Source organism: Acidovorax sp. FG60 (assembly GCF_057808995.1).
Genome location: NZ_JBMDJC010000021.1, coordinates 79,195 through 101,064, shown reverse-complemented (window position 1 = coordinate 101,064; position 21,870 = coordinate 79,195). Strand labels below are relative to the sequence as shown.

The 21,870-nt window shown below is 63.8% G+C and carries 20 protein-coding genes and 1 pseudogene; 7 read left to right on the top strand and 14 right to left on the bottom strand.

Features of this window, described 5'->3' with window-relative positions:
• The 9 genes and pseudogenes from ACODS0_RS23400 to ACODS0_RS23360 all read right to left on the bottom strand — a co-directional run.
• Positions 1-79 (bottom strand): annotated as a pseudogene (locus ACODS0_RS23400) (GTP-binding protein); the annotation flags it as partial.
• Positions 80-301: 222 nt separating this feature from the next.
• On the bottom strand, positions 302-2,404 hold the full coding sequence (gene fusA, locus ACODS0_RS23395; protein WP_055401687.1) for an elongation factor G: 2,103 nt from the start codon (positions 2,402-2,404) through the stop codon (positions 302-304).
• Between the two features lie 151 nt (positions 2,405-2,555).
• The gene (gene rpsG, locus ACODS0_RS23390) at positions 2,556-3,029 is read right to left on the bottom strand and encodes a 30S ribosomal protein S7 (protein WP_005798541.1); all 474 of its coding nucleotides are present in this window, start codon (positions 3,027-3,029) and stop codon (positions 2,556-2,558) included.
• A gap of 172 nt (positions 3,030-3,201) precedes the next feature.
• The gene (gene rpsL, locus ACODS0_RS23385; protein ID WP_007851137.1) at positions 3,202-3,579 is read right to left on the bottom strand and encodes a 30S ribosomal protein S12; all 378 of its coding nucleotides are present in this window, start codon (positions 3,577-3,579) and stop codon (positions 3,202-3,204) included.
• Positions 3,580-3,838: 259 nt separating this feature from the next.
• A complete protein-coding gene (locus ACODS0_RS23380; RefSeq protein ID WP_488837466.1) occupies positions 3,839-5,008 on the bottom strand; it encodes a D-alanyl-D-alanine carboxypeptidase family protein in 1,170 nt (389 codons plus the stop codon).
• A 119-nt stretch (positions 5,009-5,127) separates the two neighbouring features.
• The gene (locus ACODS0_RS23375) at positions 5,128-5,781 is read right to left on the bottom strand and encodes an alpha/beta hydrolase (RefSeq protein ID WP_121507827.1); all 654 of its coding nucleotides are present in this window, start codon (positions 5,779-5,781) and stop codon (positions 5,128-5,130) included.
• 98 nt (positions 5,782-5,879) lie between these two features.
• Positions 5,880-6,239: a (2Fe-2S) ferredoxin domain-containing protein gene (locus ACODS0_RS23370; RefSeq protein ID WP_121421997.1), complete on the bottom strand. Its 360-nt coding sequence runs from the start codon at positions 6,237-6,239 to the stop codon at positions 5,880-5,882.
• Between the two features lie 55 nt (positions 6,240-6,294).
• Positions 6,295-7,392, bottom strand: a complete 1,098-nt coding sequence (locus tag ACODS0_RS23365; RefSeq protein ID WP_176887946.1) for a VanZ family protein — start codon at positions 7,390-7,392, stop codon at positions 6,295-6,297.
• 12 nt (positions 7,393-7,404) lie between these two features.
• On the bottom strand, positions 7,405-7,833 hold the full coding sequence (locus tag ACODS0_RS23360) for a CopD family protein (RefSeq protein WP_121507830.1): 429 nt from the start codon (positions 7,831-7,833) through the stop codon (positions 7,405-7,407).
• Between the two features lie 325 nt (positions 7,834-8,158).
• Between ACODS0_RS23360 and hemB the strand changes: the two genes are divergently transcribed.
• Both hemB and ACODS0_RS23350 read left to right on the top strand, forming a co-directional pair.
• Positions 8,159-9,166: a porphobilinogen synthase gene (hemB, locus tag ACODS0_RS23355; RefSeq protein WP_488837462.1), complete on the top strand. Its 1,008-nt coding sequence runs from the start codon at positions 8,159-8,161 to the stop codon at positions 9,164-9,166.
• 58 nt (positions 9,167-9,224) lie between these two features.
• Entirely contained in the window at positions 9,225-10,355 is a 1,131-nt protein-coding gene (locus tag ACODS0_RS23350; RefSeq protein WP_121421994.1) for a magnesium transporter CorA family protein, read from the top strand.
• Between the two features lie 74 nt (positions 10,356-10,429).
• Here ACODS0_RS23350 and ACODS0_RS23345 read toward each other — a convergent pair whose 3' ends face one another.
• Together ACODS0_RS23345 and ACODS0_RS23340 are read right to left on the bottom strand one after the other, a co-directional pair.
• Positions 10,430-11,980: a tetratricopeptide repeat protein gene (locus tag ACODS0_RS23345; protein ID WP_488837460.1), complete on the bottom strand. Its 1,551-nt coding sequence runs from the start codon at positions 11,978-11,980 to the stop codon at positions 10,430-10,432.
• Positions 11,981-12,253: 273 nt separating this feature from the next.
• The gene (locus ACODS0_RS23340; protein ID WP_488837458.1) at positions 12,254-13,267 is read right to left on the bottom strand and encodes a porin; all 1,014 of its coding nucleotides are present in this window, start codon (positions 13,265-13,267) and stop codon (positions 12,254-12,256) included.
• A gap of 789 nt (positions 13,268-14,056) precedes the next feature.
• Between ACODS0_RS23340 and ACODS0_RS23335 the strand changes: the two genes are divergently transcribed.
• Both ACODS0_RS23335 and ACODS0_RS23330 read left to right on the top strand, forming a co-directional pair.
• Positions 14,057-14,740 (top strand): heavy metal response regulator transcription factor, encoded by a 684-nt coding sequence (locus tag ACODS0_RS23335; protein ID WP_228897631.1) that lies wholly within the window; start codon positions 14,057-14,059, stop codon positions 14,738-14,740.
• Positions 14,741-14,795: 55 nt separating this feature from the next.
• A complete protein-coding gene (locus ACODS0_RS23330) occupies positions 14,796-15,911 on the top strand; it encodes a heavy metal sensor histidine kinase (protein ID WP_488837456.1) in 1,116 nt (371 codons plus the stop codon).
• Positions 15,912-15,949: 38 nt separating this feature from the next.
• Here ACODS0_RS23330 and ACODS0_RS23325 read toward each other — a convergent pair whose 3' ends face one another.
• Together ACODS0_RS23325 and ACODS0_RS23320 are read right to left on the bottom strand one after the other, a co-directional pair.
• Positions 15,950-16,888 carry an amidohydrolase gene (locus ACODS0_RS23325; RefSeq protein WP_488837454.1) on the bottom strand — a complete coding sequence of 313 codons (939 nt, stop codon included), beginning with the start codon at positions 16,886-16,888 and terminating at the stop codon, positions 15,950-15,952.
• 152 nt (positions 16,889-17,040) lie between these two features.
• Positions 17,041-17,730 carry a dienelactone hydrolase family protein gene (locus ACODS0_RS23320; RefSeq protein ID WP_055402028.1) on the bottom strand — a complete coding sequence of 230 codons (690 nt, stop codon included), beginning with the start codon at positions 17,728-17,730 and terminating at the stop codon, positions 17,041-17,043.
• Positions 17,731-17,845: 115 nt separating this feature from the next.
• On the opposite strand from ACODS0_RS23320, the gene ACODS0_RS23315 reads away from it, so the two are divergent.
• The 3 genes from ACODS0_RS23315 (at position 17,846) to ACODS0_RS23305 (ending at position 20,107) form a co-directional block, all read left to right on the top strand.
• Complete coding sequence (locus ACODS0_RS23315; protein WP_121423008.1) at positions 17,846-18,592, top strand: SDR family oxidoreductase; 747 nt, start codon at positions 17,846-17,848, stop codon at positions 18,590-18,592.
• 168 nt (positions 18,593-18,760) lie between these two features.
• Positions 18,761-19,396, top strand: coding sequence for a MarC family protein (locus tag ACODS0_RS23310; RefSeq protein ID WP_055402029.1), 636 nt, complete (start codon positions 18,761-18,763; stop codon positions 19,394-19,396).
• Positions 19,397-19,402: 6 nt separating this feature from the next.
• Positions 19,403-20,107 carry a response regulator gene (locus ACODS0_RS23305; protein ID WP_431151578.1) on the top strand — a complete coding sequence of 235 codons (705 nt, stop codon included), beginning with the start codon at positions 19,403-19,405 and terminating at the stop codon, positions 20,105-20,107.
• Positions 20,108-20,344: 237 nt separating this feature from the next.
• Here ACODS0_RS23305 and ACODS0_RS23300 read toward each other — a convergent pair whose 3' ends face one another.
• Complete coding sequence (locus ACODS0_RS23300) at positions 20,345-21,607, bottom strand: porin (RefSeq protein WP_121421989.1); 1,263 nt, start codon at positions 21,605-21,607, stop codon at positions 20,345-20,347.
• Between the last annotated feature and the right edge of the window lie 263 nt (positions 21,608-21,870).

The following is a 21,870-nucleotide window of genomic DNA, read 5'->3' as shown; positions in this document are numbered from 1 at the left end:
TCGTCTTGCCATGGTCCACGTGGCCGATTGTGCCCACGTTGACGTGAGGCTTGGTCCGTTCGAATTTACCTTTTGCCATTTTGAATCTCCAAAGAGCAATGCCTGTGTTGGGGTTTAACGTCTGCACCCGATTGCTGGTTCGTCCCGCACAGGGCAACAGGACGGCACCGGGTCGCAGATTGCAAGAATTTTGCTACTGTTTCAATAGCTGCTAGCACTTTATAGACAAGCGCTAGCAGCCAATCTGACTCAAAAACAAAGAGGAAAGACCTGCCCAGGGCAGACCTTTCACTCGACGCGCTTACTTGGCGCGTGCAGCCATGATGGCTTCAGACACATTGCGCGGTGCTTCGCTGTAGTGCTTGAATTCCATCGAGTACGTGGCGCGGCCTTGCGTCGCGGAGCGCAACGAGGTCGAGTAGCCGAACATTTCGGACAGCGGCACTTCAGCGCGGATGGCCTTGCCACCGCCCGGGATGTCGTCCATGCCCTGGACCATGCCACGGCGGGAGGACAGGTCACCCATCACGGTACCAGCGTAGTCTTCCGGCGTTTCCACTTCCACGGCCATCATGGGTTCCAGAATGACCGGGCCGGCCTTGCGGCAGCCTTCCTTGAAGCCGAAGATGGCAGCCATCTTGAACGCCAGTTCGTTCGAGTCCACATCGTGGTACGAACCGAAGTGCAGCGTGACCTTGACGTCCACCACGGGGTAGCCAGCCAGCACGCCTTGCGTCACGGCTTCGTTGATACCCTTTTCCACGGCCGGGATGAATTCGCGAGGAACCACACCACCCTTGATCGCGTCGACGAACTCGATGCCCTTGCCGGCTTCGTTAGGTTCGATCTTGAGCACGACGTGACCGTACTGGCCCTTACCGCCGGACTGGCGCACGAACTTGCCTTCGGCTTCTTCCACCGTCTTGCGGATGGTTTCGCGGTAGGCAACCTGAGGCTTGCCCACGTTGGCTTCCACGCCGAATTCACGCTTCATGCGGTCCACGATGATTTCCAGATGCAACTCGCCCATACCGGCGATCAGCGTCTGGCCCGATTCCTCGTCGGTCTTCACGCGGAAGGATGGATCTTCTGCAGCCAAGCGCTGCAGTGCGATGCCCATCTTTTCCTGGTCAGCCTTGGTCTTGGGTTCCACGGCCTGGGTGATTACAGGCTCAGGGAACACCATGCGCTCCAGAATGATCTGGGAGTCGATGTCGCTCAGCGTTTCACCGGTCGTCACGTCCTTCAGGCCCACGCAGGCAGCGATGTCGCCGGCACGGATTTCTTCGACTTCCTGGCGCTCGTTGGCGTGCATCTGCACGATACGGCCGATACGTTCCTTCTTGCCCTTGATGGGGTTGTAGACGGTATCGCCCTTGCTCAAAACGCCGGAGTACACACGCACGAAGGTCAGCTGGCCCACGAACGGGTCGGTCATCAGCTTGAATGCCAGGGCCGAGAACTTCTCGCTGTCGTCCGCCTTGCGGGTGACGGGGTTTTCGTCTTCATCGGTACCCGTCACGTCAGGGATGTCCGTCGGTGCCGGCAGGTAGTCGATCACGGCGTCCAGCATGCGCTGCACACCCTTGTTCTTGAACGCAGTGCCGCACAGCATCGGGTGGATTTCCGTGGCGATGGTGCGCGTGCGCAGGCCGAACTTGATTTCAGCTTCGGAGAGGTCGCCCTCTTCCAGGTACTTGTTCATCAGCTCTTCGGAGGCTTCGGCAGCGGCTTCCACCATCTTCTCGCGCCATTCCTTGGCAGATGCGACCAGGTCGGCTGGAATTTCTTCGTAGGTGAACTTCATGCCCTGCGAGGCTTCATCCCACAGAATGGCCTTCATCTTCAGCAGATCGACCACGCCGGTGAACTTGTCTTCGGCGCCGATTGGGATCACCACGGGCACAGGGTTGGCCTTCAGGCGCAGCTTCATCTGCTCGTAGACCTTGAAGAAGTTGGCACCGGTACGGTCCATCTTGTTCACGAAGGCCAGGCGAGGCACCTTGTACTTGTTGGCTTGGCGCCAGACGGTTTCCGACTGGGGCTGCACGCCACCCACGGCGCAGTACACCATGCAGGCGCCGTCAAGCACGCGCATCGAACGTTCCACTTCGATCGTGAAGTCCACGTGACCGGGGGTGTCGATGATGTTGAAGCGGTGCTCCTCGTAGGAGTTGTCCATGCCCTTCCAGAAGCAGGTCGTGGCAGCCGAGGTGATCGTGATGCCGCGCTCTTGTTCCTGCTCCATCCAGTCCATGGTGGCAGCGCCGTCGTGCACTTCGCCAATCTTGTGGCTCACGCCCGTGTAGAACAGGATACGTTCGGTGGTCGTGGTCTTGCCAGCGTCAATGTGGGCCGAGATACCGATATTGCGGTAGCGCTCGATGGGAGTCTTGCGAGCCATGGTGGATCCTTGGATGGGTCGTGTTATTCAGGGGAAGGGCCCAGCATTGTGGCGCTGCGACCCGTCAATTTTGTGACCACCTCAATCGCCACAAGGCTGCAGGCAAAATTGCCGGCAGCCTTGCGCTTGGCGACGAGGGCAGTTCGTCGATTTAGAAGCGGAAGTGGCTGAATGCCTTGTTGGCTTCGGCCATGCGGTGCACTTCGTCACGCTTCTTCATGGCGCCGCCACGGCCTTCGGTGGCTTCCAGCAGTTCGTTGGCCAGGCGTTGGGCCATCGACTTCTCACCGCGCTTGCGGGCGGCTTCCTTAATCCAGCGCATGGACAGAGCCAGACGACGGACAGGGCGCACTTCCACAGGCACCTGGTAGTTGGCACCGCCCACGCGGCGGGACTTCACTTCGACCATGGGCTTCACGTTGTTGATGGCAACAGTGAAGGCTTCCAGCGGGTCCTTGTCAGGGTGCTTCTTCTCGATCAGTTCCAGGGCGCCATAAATGATGCGCTCTGCAACCGCCTTTTTGCCGCCTTCCATGATCACGTTCATGAATTTGGACAGCTCTACATTGCCGAACTTGGGATCCGGCAGGATTTCACGTTTGGGGACTTCGCGACGACGTGGCATTTTTTACCTCTATCTTTGCTTCAGTTGGCATCTTTTCAGACACCGAGAGAGCCAATCAAGGACTCCCACTTACTCGACCCGCGCAGAACACCTGCGTTTGGGGCCACTACGCTGCTTCACCGCGCCACGCGGGAGACAGCACCGAAAATTCTTTTGTGCAAAAGCGCAGGGCTTACTTGGCCTTGGGCTTCTTGGCACCGTACTTGGAGCGCGACTGCTTGCGGTCTTTCACGCCTTGCAAGTCGAGCGAACCACGCACGATGTGGTAACGCACACCGGGCAAGTCCTTGACACGACCGCCACGAACCAGCACCACGCTGTGTTCTTGCAGGTTGTGGCCTTCACCGCCGATGTAGGAAATGACCTCAAAACCGTTGGTCAGGCGCACCTTGGCAACCTTACGCAGAGCGGAGTTAGGCTTCTTAGGCGTCGTGGTGTACACACGGGTGCACACGCCGCGGCGCTGGGGAGAGTTTTCCATCGCAGGGCTCTTGGACTTGATCTTTTCGACCTCGCGCCCCTGACGGACTAGTTGATTGATGGTTGGCATGAATACGTCCCTAAACGTAAAAAACGAAAACGTGAAACCCTTCGGAATTTCCGAAAAGCCTTCTAATGTAGCAGCAAGGCCTTGAACGGGCAAGCGCTACGCGGTTTTCCTCGGAAACCCAGGCTCAAGATGGAGACCAAAAGCCGCCGAAAGCGCGCGGCAAGCCAGAACCGCCGCGCTGGCGATACCCCCTTCCCGAATGGCTACGCTGTTCGGGAAGGGGGTGAAGACGCGGCAGCGCCTGAGGGGGATGTTCCTGCTACTTTATCCAGAGCCGGATGGCATCCCATGCACGGCCCAGGATGCCTGCCTGTTCCACGCCTTCCAGCGCGACCAGCGGCACTTCCGCCACAGCCTGTTCGCCCAGGAGTACCTTCAGGGCGCCCACAGACTGCCCCTTGGTGAACGGAGCAACCAGCGGGTCGGGGCGCGCAATCTGGGTGGTGATCTTGCCTGCACTGCCTGCGGGCACGGTCACCACGATGGCCTCATCGCGGCCGATCTTGAGGGTGTTTTCCGTGCCCTTCCAGACAGCGGGCGTGGCGACGGGCTTGCCGGCGTCAAACAGCTTGACGGCTTCAAACGCGGTATAGCCCCAGTTCAGCAACTTCTGGCTTTCGTTGGCGCGCGCATTTTCGCTGGCGGCACCGAGCACGATAGACAGCAGGCGGCGCTGGCCCACGCCGGGGAATTCACGCTTGGACGTTGCCACGAGGCAGTAGCCTGCGGCTGCGGTGTGGCCGGTCTTGAGGCCGTCCACGGTCGGATCGCGGAACAGCAGGGAATTGCGATTGCTGCCGTTCGATGCAGGCGTGCCGGGGTAGCTGTACTGCTTGGTGGAGTAGTAGTGCATGTACTCCGGGAAATCCTTCATCAGGCGCGTGGCGAGAACGGACAGGTCGCGCGCCGTGGTGAGGTGGCCGGGCTCGGTCAGGCCTTCGGGGTTCTTGTAGCTGGTACCGCTCATGCCCAGGGCCTTGGCCTGGTCGTTCATGAGCTTGACGAAGTTTTCGTACGTGCCGCCAACGCCCTCGGCCAGCGCTACCGTGGCATCGTTGCCGGACTGGACGATCATGCCCTTGATGAGGTCTTCCACCGGCACCTGCATCTTGGGGTCGATGAACATGCGCGAGCCGGGCATCTTCCAGGCACGCACGCTCACGGGCAACTTCTGGTCCAGCGTTACCTTCTTGGCGCGCAGCGCGTCAAACACCAGATAGCCCGTCATGAGTTTGGTGAGCGAAGCCTGCTCCACCGGCGCGTCAATGTCCTTGGCGGCCAGCACCTGGTTGGCCGTGACGTCCACCAGCATATAAGTGCGCGCAGCAATTTCAGGAGGCTGGGGCGCCTGGGCATAGGCGCCGAAAGCGGCAGGGGCCACGGCAGCAAAGACGGCCAGGGATCGCAGCGCGGACAGGATTCGTTTCATGGGCAATAAGGGGCTGGAAAGGCTCGGAAAAGAGGAAAAAGAAACAGCAGAAACTGCTGGGAGGCGACCAGGAGGGGCGGGTTGAAGCCAACCCAAAGTCAGACGCAGGCTTGAGTGGCTCAGCCTCGCGATTGCAGGTGGCGCACCACCAGATTTTTCAGAAGCGGCAATTGTCCGTGAAAGAAATGCCCCCCTGCGGGAATGACTGTGACAGGCAGTATCTGGGGCCGCGCCCAGTCCATCACAGCGGCCAGCGGCACAGTGTCGTCGTGCTCGCCGTGCACGACCAGGGTGCGCAGATGGGCATCGGGCGGCACCGGGGCAACGGCAAAACGGCTGGCTGCCGTGCCCACCAGCACTGCCTGGTCCACGCGACCCTGCGGCCAGAGGGCGGCCAGCGCATGGCTGGTGACAAATGCTCCAAACGAGAATCCCGCCAGCGCAATCCGCTGACCAGCGGCAACGGGCGCCACCTGCTCCACCACTGCCAGCAGGTCCTGCAGCTCGCCCTGGCCTTCGTCGTACACGCCTTCGGTGCCGCCCACGCCGCGAAAATTGAAACGCACGGCTGTCCAGCCACACTGCACAAAGGCGCGCGCCAGCGTCTGCACCACCTTGTTGTCCATGGTGCCGCCAAACAGCGGATGGGGGTGGGCAATGATGGCCACGCCACGGGGCGCAGCAGCACCGTCGGCCAGCGCGGCAGCGTCACGCACGGCCTCGATGGCGCCTGCGGGGCCGGATAGGGTCAGGCGTTCGGTCTGGGCATTCACGGATTTACTACCAAATTAATAGCTGCTTGCGCTTGATGGATAAGCGCTAGCAGCCAAAATAATTCAAAAATGGATCGAAGAGACGGATGGAGGCGCATTCAGCGGCCAAGTTCCGCCGGCGTGACCAGGCGCTCCACCACCTGGCCGTTTTTCAGGTGCGATTCGACGATCTCGTCAATGTCAGCCGCGTCCACATAGGTGTACCAGGTGCCCTCGGGGTAGACCACCGCGACAGGGCCGCCCGCGCAGCGGTCCAGGCAGCCGGCCTTGTTCACGCGCACCTTGCCGGCCCCCGCCAGGCCTGCAGCCTTCACCTGGGCCTTGCAGCGGTCAAAACCCGCCTGGGCGTTGTGGTGGGCGCAGCTGTCCTCACCATTGGTGCGTTCGTTCAGGCAGAAGAAGATGTGGCGCTGGTAGTAGCCGGGCGCTGCGGCCGGTGCGGGGGTGGTGTCGCTCATGGCTGCATTTTACGAACCCACGCGTCCACGATGTCGGCGCTGCGCCGAATGCGACTCAGGAGGAGCCTTCCTTGCGCGACACCCGAAACACCACGTAGATCAACGTAGCGTAGGGCCACAGCCACCCCAGCCACTGGCCCAGGCCGTAAAAGCGGATGAACCGGCCCTGCTCCCAGATCTGCAGCGTCTGCGCAAAGTAGGCGCTGGTGGGCGCCTGGTTGAGCAGCGCCAGGTGCCAGACCAGGGCCACCAGCAGCACGGCAGCGCAGGCACGCCGAGGCAAGGCCAGCAGCAGTACCGCCAGCGCCAGCGCGCCCCACACGCCCACGCGCGTGGGCAGGCCCATCCATTCCCAGGCATGCACGGGACCCCAGCTCAGGGCGGCCGACAGCGCAGTGAGCGTGACGCCCACGGCCACCACACCCAGGGCAAACAGCGCCCGCCGCCCCACATGGCGGATCACGCAGTAGCCCAGCAGGCACGGGGCCAGCAGGCCCAGCGTCACACACAGCAGCTCCCCACTGGGCGAGAGCGGGTCGAGCGCAGCCTCGCGCAGCGGCAGCCAGTCCAGAAACGGGGTGTCGGCCAGCACCTCGATGAGCGCCGCTTCCAGCCGCTCCAGCACCTGCCCCAGCCCGAACGGCACCGCCGCCGGGAACAGCAGCGCCAGCGGCCACAACGCCAGTAGGACGATGGCGCCGCTGGCGTCCTGCACGAACCAGCGGCCCTTGAAATCGCTCCAGCGGTCGATGGCGCCCAGGCGCTCCAGCAGCGCGGCGCTCAGCGCCCCCGCCAGGGTGCCCGCCGCGTTGAGCAGCAAGTCCAGATTGGAGGGCACACGACGGGGCAGGTAGATTTGCAGGAACTCCATGGCCAGTGACAGCAGCATGCCCACCAGCGTGGCCAGCAGCACCGCGCCCCGCCCCCAGCCCGAGCGCAGCATGGCCAGCACCAGCAGAAAACCCAGCGGGGCATACCCCACCACATTGGTGGCGATGTCAAAACCCGTCCAGTACGGCGGGGGCAGCGGCGCCAGCAGGAAGACCAGGGGGTCAATGCCCTGGGCGCGCCAGCCGTCAAACGGGAACAGGCTGGCAAAGACGATGAGCGCTGTATAGATCAGCGCGAGAGGCCAGGCGGAGGTCTTGGGCACCTGCGTGCGGGCCTAGAACGGCTTGACCACTACCAGCACGACGGCGGCCACCAGCATCAGCACGGGAGCCTCGTTGAACCAGCGGAACCACACATGGCTCCTGCGGCTGGTGCCGTCGGCCAGCTTGCGCAGCACCACGCTGCAGGCGTGGTGGTAGCCGATCACCAGCAGCACCACCGCAAGCTTGGCGTGCATCCAGCCATTGCCGGGGCCCCAGCCGATGCCGTAACCCATCCACAGCCACAGGCCCAGCGCCAGCGCAGGCACGGCCAGCAGCGTGGTAAAGCGCAAAAGCTTGCGTGCCATGAGCAGCAGGCGGTCGCGCTCGGCGGCTGAGCCCGGCGCCACCATCGCCAGATTGACGAAGATGCGCGGTAGATAGAAAAGGCCAGCAAACCAGCTGGCCACGAAGACGATGTGAAAGGCTTTGACCCAGAGCATGGAGGCAGTTTAAGGGCCCGTGCGGGCCACACGAGGCCGCACCAAAAAAAAGCCCGGCAAATCCGCCGGGCCGGGAAAGCCTGTTTTGCATCGCTGCAACCCGAGGCCCCGCTCAGGGAGGGAAAGCGGGGGGCGGCAAGCCGCCCGGCGCCAATTTAGCACCGGGCATCGGGTGTTACAAGCGGCATTTCCAAGGTGAGAAGGCGTCGCCATGGTGTTTGAAACCGGCGCGCCCCATGCCAGTGGACCCGTGGATCCAGCTTCGCCGGTCCAGGGATGCGTCCCCCGAGGGAGCCGCGCAGCGGCTCAGGGAGATAATCTCGCGATGCACCTCCAAAGCCCCGCTCCCTTCCCCCAGAACCGCCCGCGCCGCCTGCGCCGCGATGCTTTTACCCGCAACCTGGTGCGCGAAAACGCTGTGACGCCGCACGACCTGATCTACCCCGTGTTTGTGCATGAAGGCAGCCAGCGCCGCGAGGCAGTGACCTCCATGCCCGGCGTGGACCGCCTGAGCCTGGACCTGCTGCTGCCCGTGGCCGAAGACTGCGTGAAGCTGGGCATTCCGGTTCTGGCGCTGTTCCCGGCGATCGACCCGTCGCTCAAGACGCCCGACGGCAAAGAGGCCCTGAACCCCGACGGCCTGATCCCACGCGTGGTGCGGGCGCTGAAGAAGGAATTCCCCGGCCTGGGCGTGATGACCGACGTGGCACTGGACCCGTACACCAGCCACGGCCAGGACGGCGTGCTGGACCAGACCGGCTACATCATCAATGACGAGACGGTGGAGATCCTCACCGGCCAGGCGCTCACGCACGCCGAGGCGGGTGTGGACATCGTCGCGCCCAGCGACATGATGGACGGGCGCATCGGCGCCATCCGCGAGGCGCTGGAGGTGCAGGGCCATATCCACACCCGCATCATGGCCTACAGCGCCAAGTACGCCAGCGCCTTCTACGGCCCCTTTCGCGACGCCGTGGGCACGCGTGGCGCCCTGGGCAAGGCCGACAAGAATGTGTACCAGATGGACCCCGGCAACAGCGACGAGGCCCTGCGCGAGGTGGCCATCGACATCGCCGAAGGCGCGGACATGGTGATGGTCAAGCCCGGCATGCCGTACCTGGACATCGTGCGCCGGGTGAAGGACGAGTTCAAGGTGCCCACCTTCGCCTACCAGGTCAGCGGCGAGTACGCCATGATCAAGGCCGCTGCCGCCAATGGCTGGCTGGACCACGACGCCGTGATGATGGAAAGCCTGCAGGCCTTCAAGCGCGCCGGTGCCGATGGCGTGCTGACCTACTTTGCGCGCGACGCGGCTCGCTTGCTAACAAAATAATAGCTACTAGCGCTTTATGGACAAGCGCTAGAGGCACTTTTCATTCAAAACCGGGTTCATGCGCATCTTCCACATCCACAACGGCGGCGTGCAGGAGCTGACCGCGTTGCCCGCTCAGATGCCCGCCCAGGGTTTTGTCTGGATCGCCTGCGGGCGCCCCGCCTTCCAGGCGCGGCTGGCCGAGATCCAGGCACGCCTGCAAACCCTGGTGGGGCTGCAGCTGGTGGACCTGCACGTGTCCGACCTGCTCAACGCGCAGCTGCCCTCGCACTACGACTACACCTCGCAATATGACCTGCTGGTGTTTCGCCGCCTGGCCACCGCGCAGGGCGACACCGTCGACTCGCCCGTGGAAGGTGATAGCCCCGCCAGCCCACTCAAACGCAGCGGCCCACCGGTGCTGCGCCGCATCGACACCAGCCCGGTGGGGTTTGCGGTGTTCGACCAGCTGCTGCTGACCGTACACCCCGCAGACTGCGCAGTGCGCGACGCCTATGCGGCCCGTCTGCTGGCATCGCTACCCACCAGCAACGGCACCGAAGGCCGCAGCAGCCCCGTGCCCGGCGCCCGCGTTCCCGCCAGCCCGGCCGACCTGATGCTGCGCGTGGTGAACATGATGGTGGACCGCTATCTGGACCTGCGCCGCGAACTCACGCGCCAGCTCGACCACTGGCAAAACGAGCTGCTCAAGCCCCGGGCGCGGTATGTGAACTGGAGTTCGCTGCTGGAAGCACGGCTGGCCCTGCACAAGCTCGACGAGATCTGCGAAGACCAGCGCACCGCCGTGCAGGACTGGATCGATGCGCTGGAAACCTGGGCCTTGCCCGACACCCCGGCTGGCCTGCGCGAGCTGGACCTGCTCAAGGTGCGCAGCCGCGACGTGCTGGAGCACATCGAGCGCGTGGTGCACCACGTGCGGCGGCTGGAGCAGAGCACCGAAACCGCCGTGCAGATGCATTTCAGCGTGCAGAGCAACCGCACCAACGACATCATGCGCACGCTCACGGCGCTCACCGCCGTGTTCCTGCCGCTCAATCTGATAGCGGGCATCTTCGGCATGAACTTTGAGTTCTTGCCGCTCATCCACAAGGCCGATGGGTTCTGGTGGGCGTTGGGCTCGATGGTCTTCATCGCCCTGTCGCTGGTGATGCTGTTCTGGCGCAAGCGGTATCTGGCGAGGACGAGGTGACCGTGCTCGCGAAGGCACTCAGCTGACGAAGCTCTCCCAGTCAGACATTCTTCGCACCAGAGTCCACGCAGCCGTCAACCCGCCAACGCCAGGGCCAGTGGTTGTCGTGCGCGAAAAGCCCATTTCGGCCCCAGACGGAAGGCCTCCAGCCTGCGCGAGGAAGCGGTAGCAAAAAAGAGGTCTTCGGACAAATGGAGGCGTTCAAATACCCGCCGCTGGCGCACCGAGCGGCGGCGCAGATCCCCCTCAAAGGCATTGCCGTCACCGCGCGATTGTTCGAACAATGCTGCCGCGCGCGCCAGGTTCTGCAGCGCCAGGGGCGTCAATGCCGGCACGGCACGCGGTGCGGACAAACGGGCCTGCGCGATAAACGGGTTTTGCCCCACCAGCAACCCCCAGGGCCGACGGCCCTCGACAGGGTCGACACTCAAGGCTTCCAGCTTGGTCAAACCGAAGTCGCGCGCCAGCGCCAGCCGCACGGCCAGCCAGGGATCGGCTTGACGCACTTGCTCAATCGCCTCGCGCGCCACGGATTCACTCCCCTGCAGCGGCAGTACCAGTGAGCCCAACAGGCGCTGCGCGTGCGCATCGCCCTGGTTGGCAGCGGCATGCAGCCACGCAATGGCCTGCTCCGACTCCACCACCGAGTTCGACGCGCGCAGTATCAAAGCCCCCAGCTTGCGCTGCGCCTCGGACTGCCCGGCCATTGCCGCTTTCTCCAGGAAGAAGCGGGCCATCTGCGGGTTGGATACCGACGAGCGGTGGTCTGCATGCGTTGCGTACAGGGCAAGCCATGCATCGTCCCGGCCCGCGTCCGCAGCGCGCAACAACAAGGCCACGCCTTTGCGCAGGTTCAGCGACGTGGCCAGCCGCGCTGGCGCCAGCGTGCCGCTGTCAATTCCGCAACGCGCACGGCCCAGCAGGCACGCAGCGTCCCGATCCCCGCGTACGACAGCCAGCTCCAGGCTGGCCTCAATCTGGTCAGGTGCCAGCCCGCGCAAGGAGTGTTTCTCGCGCTCGGCCCACAAGACCGCCGCCACGACCAGGTCCGACAGGGCGTGTGTCAAGCGCGGCGCCACCATCAGCGCCACCCGCAGGCAATCGACCAGCTGGTCCAGTCCCCCTTCTTCACGCGCCTGGCGCGCAGCGATCACCGCGACCTGCACCACGTCCACTGCGGCGCTGGATTGGATCGATTCCACCATCGCCTCGAGGGCGCGGTCCGAGCGTGCACCCTCCACGGCCGCCATGACCTGGCAGGCCTCGACGTGCCCGGCTGCAGCGGCGGTCTCCAGCCACGACTGCCCCGCCGTGACGGAGCTGCGCGTCAACGCCATCCACACGCCCAGCTTGAACTGCGCCAAGGGGCTTCCCGCAGCGGCAGCCTTGTGCAATGCATCTTCCTGTTTCAGGTCCAGCAAGTCCTGCAGCGGCAAACTCTCTGCAATGGCACACGCGGTTTCTGGCAGCTCTCGAACGCTGGGATGTGAGAGGTACTCGATCCCCGTGGCCACATGGCGCGGGAAGCCGTCGCCCCCCACCAGGTAACGTCGGCCCGCTTTGCTGCGGGCGGCGGGATCACCCTGGCGGGCCAGGGTCAGCAATTGAATGTCTTGTCTGCGCATGCTCGGCTCTCTTCAATATGTGTTGCGGGGGCGGCACACCTGAGCGGTTTTTGGCACGCAAACTGGCAAACACCCCCTGCTTTGGACAGGTTTGAAGAATAGAAATGCACGCCTGACAGCGGGATTGCGTGCACATGACATTTCTGTAATGAACCACCTGGCCGGCCTGCGGCCCACGCAAAAAGGCCCGCATCCCCTGGGGGATGCGGGCCAATCGTTTACCTTGGAGACAATTGCCCATCGCAATGGGCAAGAGGAAGACCGCCTGGGGTCTTAGAACGTGTGGCGCAGGCCGAAGTCCAGGCCCTTGGAGTTGTCACCTGCACTGGTCTTGGCACCGTTCAGTGCAAGCGCAGAACCGTTCTTGTTCTTCAGGTACGCGAAGGTGGTGTACAGGGCAGTGCGCTTGGACAGGTTGTGCACGTACCCCACGGCAAACTTGTTCGCCTGCACATTGGTGTCCTGAACGCTGACGCGGGACCACGAAGCGCGGACCAGACCAACGCTGCCCACGGGAGCCGTTGCGCCGATCATGTAGTGGCGAGCCTTCTCGTCGCGGGCCTTGGACTCATCCTGCCCAGCTTCAACCAGCAGCTTGGCCACACCGAAATCGTAAGAACCTCCGATGTTGGCATTCGTCACGTCGCCATACGCACCAAGGCTGGACACCGAGCCGTAGCTCACGCCCACATTGAGGGGGCCGTTTTCATAGCCAGCGCGCAACCCATAACCATTGCCGTCATTGGAGCCATTGGCGGCCTCGCCACGGTAGTACTGCACCTGGCCAAAGAACCCACCCAGATTCCTGGGCGTGAAGTACGACACGGAATTGCTGGTACGCGTCTGCATGGCGTAGCCGTAGTTGCTGCCCAGCGAAGTCGTCTTCAGAAGAGCGCCGACGCCGTTGTCGCCGAATGCGTCATAGATGTTGTTGTAGGTCGCAGTGAAATCACGGCCCAGGCGAACTTCGCCCCAGCGGTCATCCATCAGGCTGATGGTCGAGCGACGGTTGAAGTTGAAGGTGTTGCCGACGCCTGTACCGTCGTCCAGGTTGTAACCGGCTTCCAGCCAGAAGCCAGCCTTCATGCCACCACCAAGATCTTCAATACCTCGGAAACCGAGGCGGTTGGAAGCCAGACCACCGCTGCCCACGCTGGTCCGGTTCGTCTCACTGCCGCGGCCCACCTGAACCGCCACGTCGGCCACGCCAAACAGCGTGACAGACGATTGTGCATAAGAGGTTGCGCTGATGGCTGCAAGCACAGCCAATGTGGCGAATTTTTTCATGGTCATCCTTGTTAAGTGGGTTCAATCGGAGTCATGTCCCACGCCTTGTTGGCAGGACATGGTGCAAGCGTAGGCACTGCACCCTCGTGCCCACAGACCGCAGAGCGCAACCACGGGGGACACGCATGCGCCCCCCCCTCGGTTTGGGACAACGCCGTTTCACAGGTGCCACATTCCCTCCGAACTGAAAGGCTGTTGGCGATCCCCGGGAGGCACACAGCGGTTTGGCGGGATGGGTACGCCAGACACGGTGTGCAAAAGATAGATAGCCTGGACTTGCAAAACCGCTGCAAAAGCAGAGACCGGCTGCAAACACCACGGCCCGAAAGGTTGCCGCGAAATCGGGTGAGGAGACACAACCGCTGATTGCGCAAGGGCTAGGGACCCTCTGCACAAATCACCGCGCCGTGTGCAGCTGCAGTCTCGGGCGGTCTGCGGCGTTGCAAAACCTCGCAATAGCTGCGGCTATTGCTGCGTTTTGCGCCTTGCAGCCCATCCCGATCCGCAGCGCCCACTTGCCGCTCGATTCGTGCAGAGGATCCCTAGCGCAAACGGCGCACCCGAAGCATCCGCGAGGATCATGGTCACGCTCCAGACCAATCCTCCCGCGAGACCGCACACAAGCTCTCACGACTGTTCGTGAATTCGCAACAGTGCATTTCGATCCAGCAAGCTTCTCAAATCCACACGCACCTTCAACAATCCACCAAAGTCAATCCGCAGCTTCCCTCCATCCGTCTGCACTCCACCTTCTTTTTGTCCCTTGAGAAACCGCTGGGATCTCGTCACATGCGCTTGCTTTCCATTGAAGACGAACGATCAACCGCTGCTTACCTGTACAAGGGCTTGACCGAGCATGGCCATGTCGTAGACACGGCGTTCGACGGGGTGGAAGGCCTGCACCTGGCTACCTCAGGGCACTACGACCTCATCCTGCTGGACGTGGGGCTGCCCGGCGCCAGTGGCTGGGAAGTGCTGCAGGGCATTCGCACACAACAACAGACACCGGTGTTTTTCATATCGGGCCGCGACGAGGTCGAAGACCGCGTCAAGGGGCTGCTGCTGGGTGCCGACGACTACATGGTCAAGCCCTTTGCGTTTTCCGAACTGCTGGCACGCATCCAGGTGGTCGCGCGCCGCCGCGCACCCATGTCCGCACCAGAGGGCGTGCTGCGCGTGGGCGAGCTGGAAGTCGATACCGCCCGCCGACGCGTCAAACGGGGCGCGCTGCGCATTGATCTCACCACCCAGGAGTTTGTTCTCCTGGACTATCTGGCCCGCCATGCCGGCCAGGTCGTATCGCGCACCCTGATCGCGCAGAACGTGTGGGACATGCACTTTGACAGTGACACCAATGTGGTCGATGTGGCGGTGCGCCGACTGCGGGCCAAGATCGACGAGCCCTTCGCCGAAAAACTCATTCACACCGTGAGGGGTGTCGGCTATGTCCTTGAGCCCCGGCATAACGCCTAAGGCGCGGTCCATTCTGCGGCGCTCTCTGCCCCTGAAAATCGCGCTGGCGATTTCTTTGATCACCCTGCTGTTGATCACGGCCAGCTTCTGGATGGTGATCTACCTGCTGGGCCAGGATTTCAACGACCTCCTGCCGCTGCTCGCCAGCAACGGAGGCATGGTCCATATCCCTGCAGAGGATTTGCACGCGCGGGGCCATGCCTTTGCCCTGCGCTCATGGCGTGTGTTTGCCATCACGCTGGGTGTCGGCGCGCTGGCCGCGAGCCTCTTCGCATGGTGCACCGCCAAGCTCATCCTGTCCTCGGCCCACCGCCTGGCCAACACGGCCAACCGCATCAGCGCCCAGGCCTTGCACGAACGGCTGGCACCTGAGAACAACATTGCCGAGCTGGAACCTGTGGCCCGGGCGTTCAACCACATGCTCGACCGGCTGGAGGATTCCTTCACCCGCCTGTCGGGTGTGTCATCCGACATTGCGCACGATCTGCGCACTCCCATCCACCGCCTCCTGATGGTCGCGCAGGTCACGCTGGACCGTCCCCGCAGTGCGGACGAATACCGTGCGGTGATCGAGTCGGCCGTTCCAACGTATGAGCGCATGGGGCGGATGATCGAGAACATCCTGTTCCTCGCGCGCGCCGAGAGCCAGCAAAGCGCCGTTCATGCCACCTTCATCCCGCTGGAGCAACGGCTGGGGGCCATCGCAGCCTTCTTCGAACTGCTCGCCCAGGAGCAGGGTTTGGAGCTGGCGCTCCAGGTAGACCAGAGCGCCCACGTCTGGGCTGATGACACCCTGCTCACCCGCGCCACCGGCAACCTGCTGACCAATGCCATTCGCCACGCCCGCCCAGGCAGCACGGTTGTGCTCTCAGGATCGGTGGCATCAAATGGCGGCTGCCATATTTCGGTCTCTAACGAGGGCGAACCCATCGCCCTCAAGCACCAGGCCAGGATTTTTGAACGCGCATACCGGGTTGAAAGTCCGAGCAACGAACAAGCGCCCGGCGTTGGCCTGGGGCTGGCCATCGTAAAAAGCACCATGGAATTGCATGGAGGCTTGGTCTACGTGCGCAGCGCCCCAGGCCATCCGACGGTGTTCACCCTGTGGTTCCCGCCACCACCGCCGCGTGCACCGGAGGCTGGGCCATCACGCGGGCGTATCAGCCGGTAGCACGGGGTGCGATCGGGCGGGGACCTTGGGTCGCAAGATCAGCGCGGCGCCTGGACGCCGAACAACCCCGCCCCGTTGTCCCACGCCACCTTGCGCGCCACATCGGTAGGCAATCCACCTAGCCACTGGCGGTAGCCCTGCATCAGGCTTTCGTAGTGCTGCCAGCGCTGGTTGACCCAGGTGTCCGAGCCGATCACGAAGCGCGTGGGGTACTTGAGCAGCAGCGCACGCCAGGCGGGGCACAGCTGGTTGTCGTCGCAGACCAGGCCCGGGCGGTACGAGAGTTCGCCCACCAGGCCGGGGTAGCGCGCCATCAGCGCATCCACCCGCTCCACGGGCGTACCGCCGATGCCGGTGTGGGCCCAGATCAGGCGCGCCTTCTGGCCCTTCGACGGCGTGTGGGCCATCAGCAGGTCGATGGCCACATCGTCCACATGGGCCAGCACCACCAGGTCACGCTCTTCGGCCAGGACCATGAGCTTTTTGGCGACCGGGCCGTCGGCATTGGCGCTGTCGTACAGGTGGAACTCGCCAATGCCCCGGTAGGGCCCGGCCGCCGTGCCGCGCGCCAGCTCGGTCTGCACCATGGTGTAGATGCTCTCGTCGGCAAACCAGCCGGTGTAGTCCGCCCGGTTGCGGTACAGCCGCACAAAGGGCACGACGGTGACGCCCGCCTCGCGCGTCTGCGGCAGGCCCGCCAGCGTGAGCGAACCCGCGTTGGGCCGCGAATTGGCAACGATGGCACGCACGCCGCTGGCCTTCATGCGCGCCAGCACATCGGCGGGCGGGTGGGGGCCGGTTTTGCCGTCCCACGCTTCCTCGTTGTAGTGCAGGTGCGCGTCGAACAGGGGGCCGGTGTAGTCGGCCGCATGGGTCTGAAATCCAAATGCTATTAAAACAATAGCTGCTATCGATTTACAGGCAAGCGGTAGCGGCCAAATTTGCCTCAAAACCTGGATATACGTCGAACTCGCCATGGCGGCCTCCAAACATTGAGCAGTTCATCGCTGCGCCCTGGCGCCTGCAATGGGCGCGCCCCCGCCAGAGACGCCAAGCAAGGGCCGCCCCGCAGCGACGGCGTCGTCCCCCCCTGGGGGAAGGCGCGCAGCGACTCAGGGGGGATTCCAATTCATGCGAGGTGCTTGTCGAAGAACGCCAGGGTGCGGTCGCGTGCCGTCATGGCCGCAGGCTCGTCGTAGCTGCCGCGCTGGTCGCAGTTGAAGCCATGGTCGGCGGCGTAGATGTGCACCTCGGCTCCCGGCTGCGCGCGGGCAAAGGCCTGCACGCTGTCCACGGGGATCCAGTGATCGCGCTCGCCAAAGTGAGCCAGCACAGGCACGCGCGGCTGGCGCGCAGCTTCGTCAGGGCTGGTCATGCCACCACCGTAATAGGGCACGGCGGCCGACAGGCCGGTAAGCGTACAGGCCGCACGCCAAGTGAGAAGCCCACCCCAGCAAAAGCCCACGATGCCCACCTTGCGGCCGCTTTGCGCGGCGGCGTAGTCGATGGCGGCCTGGATGTCGGGCATCACGCCAGGGGCGGGCAGCGCCTCCACCGCCGCTTTCAGGCCCATGCCAGCCTGCATGTCGTCGCCGGTGTAGCCCAGGTCCACGCCGGGTTTCACGCGGTGGAAGGTCGAAGGCGCCACCGCCAGGTAGCCACGCGCCGCAAAGCGGTCGGCCACGGCGCGAATGTGGGAGTTCACGCCAAAAATTTCCTGCAGCACCACCACGGCGCCACGCGGTGCGGCATCGGGCTGGGCCACCCAGGCCGGAAATACAAAACCGTCACCCGAAGTCAGATCGACAAACTGTCCCATGCTGCAATCTCCTTGATAAAAATGCGCCGGAGTGGAGGTGTGCCTGCTGCAAACCGCTGCCCGCAGCACCCAGAACCTGTTCCAATGCGCCATTCTTGCAGGAGACCCCGATTTCATGGACAAGATCGTCTTAATCACCGGCGCCAGCCGAGGCATTGGCGCCGCCACCGCCCAACTGGCCGCGCGCCAGGGCTGGGCGGTGGCGGTGAACTACCAAGGCAACCAGGCCGCCGCCGATGCAGTGGTGCAGCAGATCCGCGCCGCAGGCGGCACCGCGCTGGCCGTGCAGGCCGATGTCGCCGACGAGGCCCAGGTGCTGGCCATGTTTGCCACCGTGGATACACAACTCGGGCGCATCACCGCCCTGGTGAACAACGCGGGCGTGGTGGACACCACCCAGCGGGTGGACGAAATGAGCGTGGCGCGTCTGCGCCGCATGTTCGATATCAACGTGATCGGCAGCTTTGTCTGCGCCCGCGAGGCCGTGCGCCGCATGAGCACCCGCCACGGCGGCGCGGGCGGCAGCATCGTCAACGTCTCCAGCGCCGCCGCGCGGCTGGGCGCGGCCCACCAGTATGTGGACTACGCGGCGGCCAAGGGCGCCATCGACACCTTCACCATCGGCCTGGCACGCGAGGTGGCGGCAGAAGGCATCCGTGTGAACGCCGTGCGCCCGGGCCTGATCGAGACCGACATCCACGCCAGCGGCGGCCTGCCCGACCGCGTGCGCGACCTGGCCCACCAGGTGCCCATGCAACGCGGCGGCACGGCCGAAGAAGTGGCCGAGGCCATCGTATGGCTGATGTCGGATGCGTCGCCCTACACCACCATGTCATTGCTTGAAGTCTCTGGAGGAAGGTAATGAAGCACCCCCTGAGTCGCTTCGCGCCTTCCCCCTCTCTCGCTTCGCTGCGCGAAGCGGGAGGGGGACGCCCCCAGCGCGGCGGGGCGGCCCTTGCGCGGGGGCACTGGCCTCGACAGCGCCAAGTCGAAAATCTATGGGCGACAAGCTTCAAAACGGAAAACTAGTATGGATCTCAAACCGCTCATCACCCTGCTCGCCATCGTGAACCCGCTGGCCATCGTGCCGTTTTTCATCCACTACACGCAGGGCTTTTCGTACCCGCAGCGGCGACGCACCATACAGGTGGCCAGCTTCAGCGTGTTCTGCGTGATTGCAGCCTGTGCGCTGCTGGGCCTGCAGATCCTCGACTTCTTCAACATCTCGCTGCAGAGCTTCCAGGTGGGCGGCGGCATGCTGCTGCTCATCAGCGCGATGAACATGCTCAACGCCCAGCCCGCTGAGGCCAAGCCCAGCACCAATGAGTACGAAGAAGGGGCCGAGAAGGCAGCAGCGGGCAGCAGCATTGCCGTGGTGCCGCTCACCATCCCGCTGCTCACCGGCCCAGCCAGCATGTCCACGGTGGTGATTTACGCCGACCGCGCACAGACCTTCTGGCAGCACGCCGCGCTGGTGGGCTACGGCGTGGTCATCGCGCTAGCCACGGCCGTCTGCTTTGCGCTGGCCGACCCCATTGCGCGCGTGCTGGGCAAAACCGGCATCAATGTGATGACCCGCCTGATGGGCCTCATTCTGGCTGCGCTGGCCGTGGAAGTGATGGCCGACGGGCTGGGCAAGCTGTTCCCCATCCTCGTCGCACGCTGACCCTCCATGTCCGCCCGCCTGTTGCTGCTCGAAGACGATCCCGCCATCGCCCGCACCGTGGCCTATGCGCTGGAGCGCGATGGCCTTACCGTCACGCACAGCCTGCTGGTACACGATGCGCGCCAGCAACTGCAGCGCGCCCGTTTTGACCTGCTGGTGCTGGACGTGGGCCTGCCCGACGGCAGCGGCCTGGACCTGCTGCGCGACGTTCGCAACGCCGCGCCCACCGCCGCCCTGCCCGTGCTGATGCTCAGCGCCCACGGCGAGGAGATCGACCGCGTGCTGGGCCTGGAGCTGGGCGCCGACGACTACCTGACCAAGCCCTTCAGCCCCCGCGAACTGGCGGCGCGCGTGAAGGCGCTGCTGCGCCGAGCGGGCAACGGGAACGGCAATGGCCACCCGGCAACGCCCACCGCCACGGCCTCCGCGCTGTTCCTCGACGACGAGACGGGCCAGCGCATCAGCCTGCGCGGCCAGGCCCTGCCGCTGACCCGGCGCGAATACCGCCTGCTGTCCCACCTGTTGCGAGGCGCGGGCCGCATTCATTCGCGCGACGCGTTGCTTGCCGCTGCCTGGGGCGACGACAGCGAGAGCACCGACCGCACGGTGGACACCCATATCAAGACCCTGCGCGCCAAGCTGCGCGAGGTGGACCCGGGGCGCGAGTACATCAGCACACACCGGGGCATGGGGTATTGCATCGATATTTAAAACCCCATTGGCCCCCGTCGATGGAGCCAATGACATTGCACGCACTCATAGGTAGAGCGGGCCCTTGCAAGGCATCCCGCCCCAGCAGGCACGAGCACTGGCGTGCAGGCCACGGCCGCATGCCACCGAAAACTGAGAAATGCTCGGGCCGGAGGGCTGGACAGGCGGACTATCTGGCGGGGTAGTGTGTAGGGCCTGAGCGGCGCAGCACACGGATGCCCTCCGCTCTGCAAGCCCTCAGAAACGATGGCGAATCGACAGTGCCAGGCTATTGACGTCTTTTCCGGGCGCTGCCGCAACGCCACCCAGGAATCCGTTGCCGCCCAACATGTCTTGCGACGTGTTTTTGTTGTTCAGGTGTGTGAGTACGGCATTCAGGTCGGTGCGCTTGGACAGTGCATAGGTGTAAGCCACCCCATACGAAGCGCGATCCGCATTGAACGGGCGTTTGTCGTTCATGTTGTTGTAGGCCACGGTCACGGCGTGCACGCCGCTGGTGATGCGGTAGCCAACCTGGAACAGGCGTGCGTCTTGCCGGAAACCCTGAATGAAGGCGTTTTGCACCAGACCGGCCACTGGTGCCGTGGCAGGGTTGGCAGACAGGACTGCGGAAATGCCGGACAGGTTGGTGGGATGGTCGTCCTTGATGACGCTGAATTGGCCCGACAGGGTGCCCGGCCCGACATCCAGCGTCGCGCCGAGGACAGCGGTCGTCAGCGACTTTTCACCCAGTTCGTTGTTGCGTGTGTTGTAACCGCCGCCGAACGAATAGCCGTTGCCGTTGTACATGGCCATGGCACCCCACAGCCGCCCCGCGCTCGACCGACCAGCGACTTCCCCGGCTGCGTACATCGCGGTGGCGGTGAATCCGTTCCATTGCAGACCGTACTGGAGTGAGTTGCTCACGCGGATATCGAACGAAGCCGGAATCGCCACCAACTGTCCCAGTGACAGGCTGGACTCGGTCTTCATCGCGTCAAAGTTGGCGTTGGCCAAGTAGCCCGGTGTGTACTGTCGCCCGAACGTGAAGGCACCGAACGGGGTGATCAGACCGGTGAATACTTGCCGATCAAAGAAGTTGTTGCCCAAGTTGACGCCCACGGAACTACCGATCTGGGCGGCCACTGCGGAGACAGCAGGCTGAAGCGCAGCAGGCAGGCCCAACGATCCAGCGTTGCTGAGTCGGTCCGGCAGCCGACCTTGGGAAATGGGGCGGTTGCCCAGTGCGCCGGTGTCTGCTTCGAGCCGCGATTCGAGCGTGAAGACGACGCGGTATCCACCGCCCAGGTCTTCATTTCCCTTGAATCCGAGGCGCGAACCTTGCATGTTCCCACTGGTAAGGCTGGTCTTAGAGCCGCCGGGTGCTCCGGTGACATGTTGGATGCCAACGTCGACGATGCCGTACATCGTCACACTGCTCCCGTCAGCCGCGCTTTGCGCCATGCCAAACGACGAAAAGCACCCAAGCACGGCCGCTGAAAGGGCACGCATTTTGTTCATAACTTGTCTCCTGTTGCTGCATGAAATTGGCAGAAGCCCACGCCACACCGTGGGCAGCTCCGGGTTCAGCCTAGGTGACATGTCTCAAGCGGTAACAGCGGGTAGCACGGGATCGCTGGAGCAGCCCAGTCGTACCGACCTGTTTTCGAGCGAAAACGTTGCGCGCTTGCAACTTATGTGGGCCACGCAACAGGCTTTGAGTCCCCACGGTGCATCCCGTGCCAGATGGCAAGGACTGGGTCGCAGCATCACGCACAGGGAGC

What these genes read in the sequence shown, in the direction of transcription:
- ACODS0_RS23320 (WP_055402028.1), bottom strand. Translation starts at nt 17,730, where the DNA reads ATGGGACAGTTTGTCGATCTGACTTCGGGTGACGGTTTTGTATTTCCG.
- ACODS0_RS23310 (WP_055402029.1), top strand. Translation starts at nt 18,761, where the DNA reads ATGGATCTCAAACCGCTCATCACCCTGCTCGCCATCGTGAACCCGCTG.
- ACODS0_RS23350 (WP_121421994.1), top strand. Translation starts at nt 9,225, where the DNA reads ATGCGCATCTTCCACATCCACAACGGCGGCGTGCAGGAGCTGACCGCG.
- rpsL (WP_007851137.1), bottom strand. Translation starts at nt 3,579, where the DNA reads ATGCCAACCATCAATCAACTAGTCCGTCAGGGGCGCGAGGTCGAAAAG.
- ACODS0_RS23300 (WP_121421989.1), bottom strand. Translation starts at nt 21,607, where the DNA reads ATGAACAAAATGCGTGCCCTTTCAGCGGCCGTGCTTGGGTGCTTTTCG.
- ACODS0_RS23315 (WP_121423008.1), top strand. Translation starts at nt 17,846, where the DNA reads ATGGACAAGATCGTCTTAATCACCGGCGCCAGCCGAGGCATTGGCGCC.
- ACODS0_RS23340 (WP_488837458.1), bottom strand. Translation starts at nt 13,267, where the DNA reads ATGAAAAAATTCGCCACATTGGCTGTGCTTGCAGCCATCAGCGCAACC.
- ACODS0_RS23360 (WP_121507830.1), bottom strand. Translation starts at nt 7,833, where the DNA reads ATGCTCTGGGTCAAAGCCTTTCACATCGTCTTCGTGGCCAGCTGGTTT.
- rpsG (WP_005798541.1), bottom strand. Translation starts at nt 3,029, where the DNA reads ATGCCACGTCGTCGCGAAGTCCCCAAACGTGAAATCCTGCCGGATCCC.
- ACODS0_RS23345 (WP_488837460.1), bottom strand. Translation starts at nt 11,980, where the DNA reads ATGCGCAGACAAGACATTCAATTGCTGACCCTGGCCCGCCAGGGTGAT.
- ACODS0_RS23305 (WP_431151578.1), top strand. Translation starts at nt 19,403, where the DNA reads ATGTCCGCCCGCCTGTTGCTGCTCGAAGACGATCCCGCCATCGCCCGC.
- ACODS0_RS23325 (WP_488837454.1), bottom strand. Translation starts at nt 16,888, where the DNA reads ATGGCGAGTTCGACGTATATCCAGGTTTTGAGGCAAATTTGGCCGCTA.
- fusA (WP_055401687.1), bottom strand. Translation starts at nt 2,404, where the DNA reads ATGGCTCGCAAGACTCCCATCGAGCGCTACCGCAATATCGGTATCTCG.
- ACODS0_RS23370 (WP_121421997.1), bottom strand. Translation starts at nt 6,239, where the DNA reads ATGAGCGACACCACCCCCGCACCGGCCGCAGCGCCCGGCTACTACCAG.
- ACODS0_RS23335 (WP_228897631.1), top strand. Translation starts at nt 14,057, where the DNA reads ATGCGCTTGCTTTCCATTGAAGACGAACGATCAACCGCTGCTTACCTG.
- ACODS0_RS23380 (WP_488837466.1), bottom strand. Translation starts at nt 5,008, where the DNA reads ATGAAACGAATCCTGTCCGCGCTGCGATCCCTGGCCGTCTTTGCTGCC.
- hemB (WP_488837462.1), top strand. Translation starts at nt 8,159, where the DNA reads ATGCACCTCCAAAGCCCCGCTCCCTTCCCCCAGAACCGCCCGCGCCGC.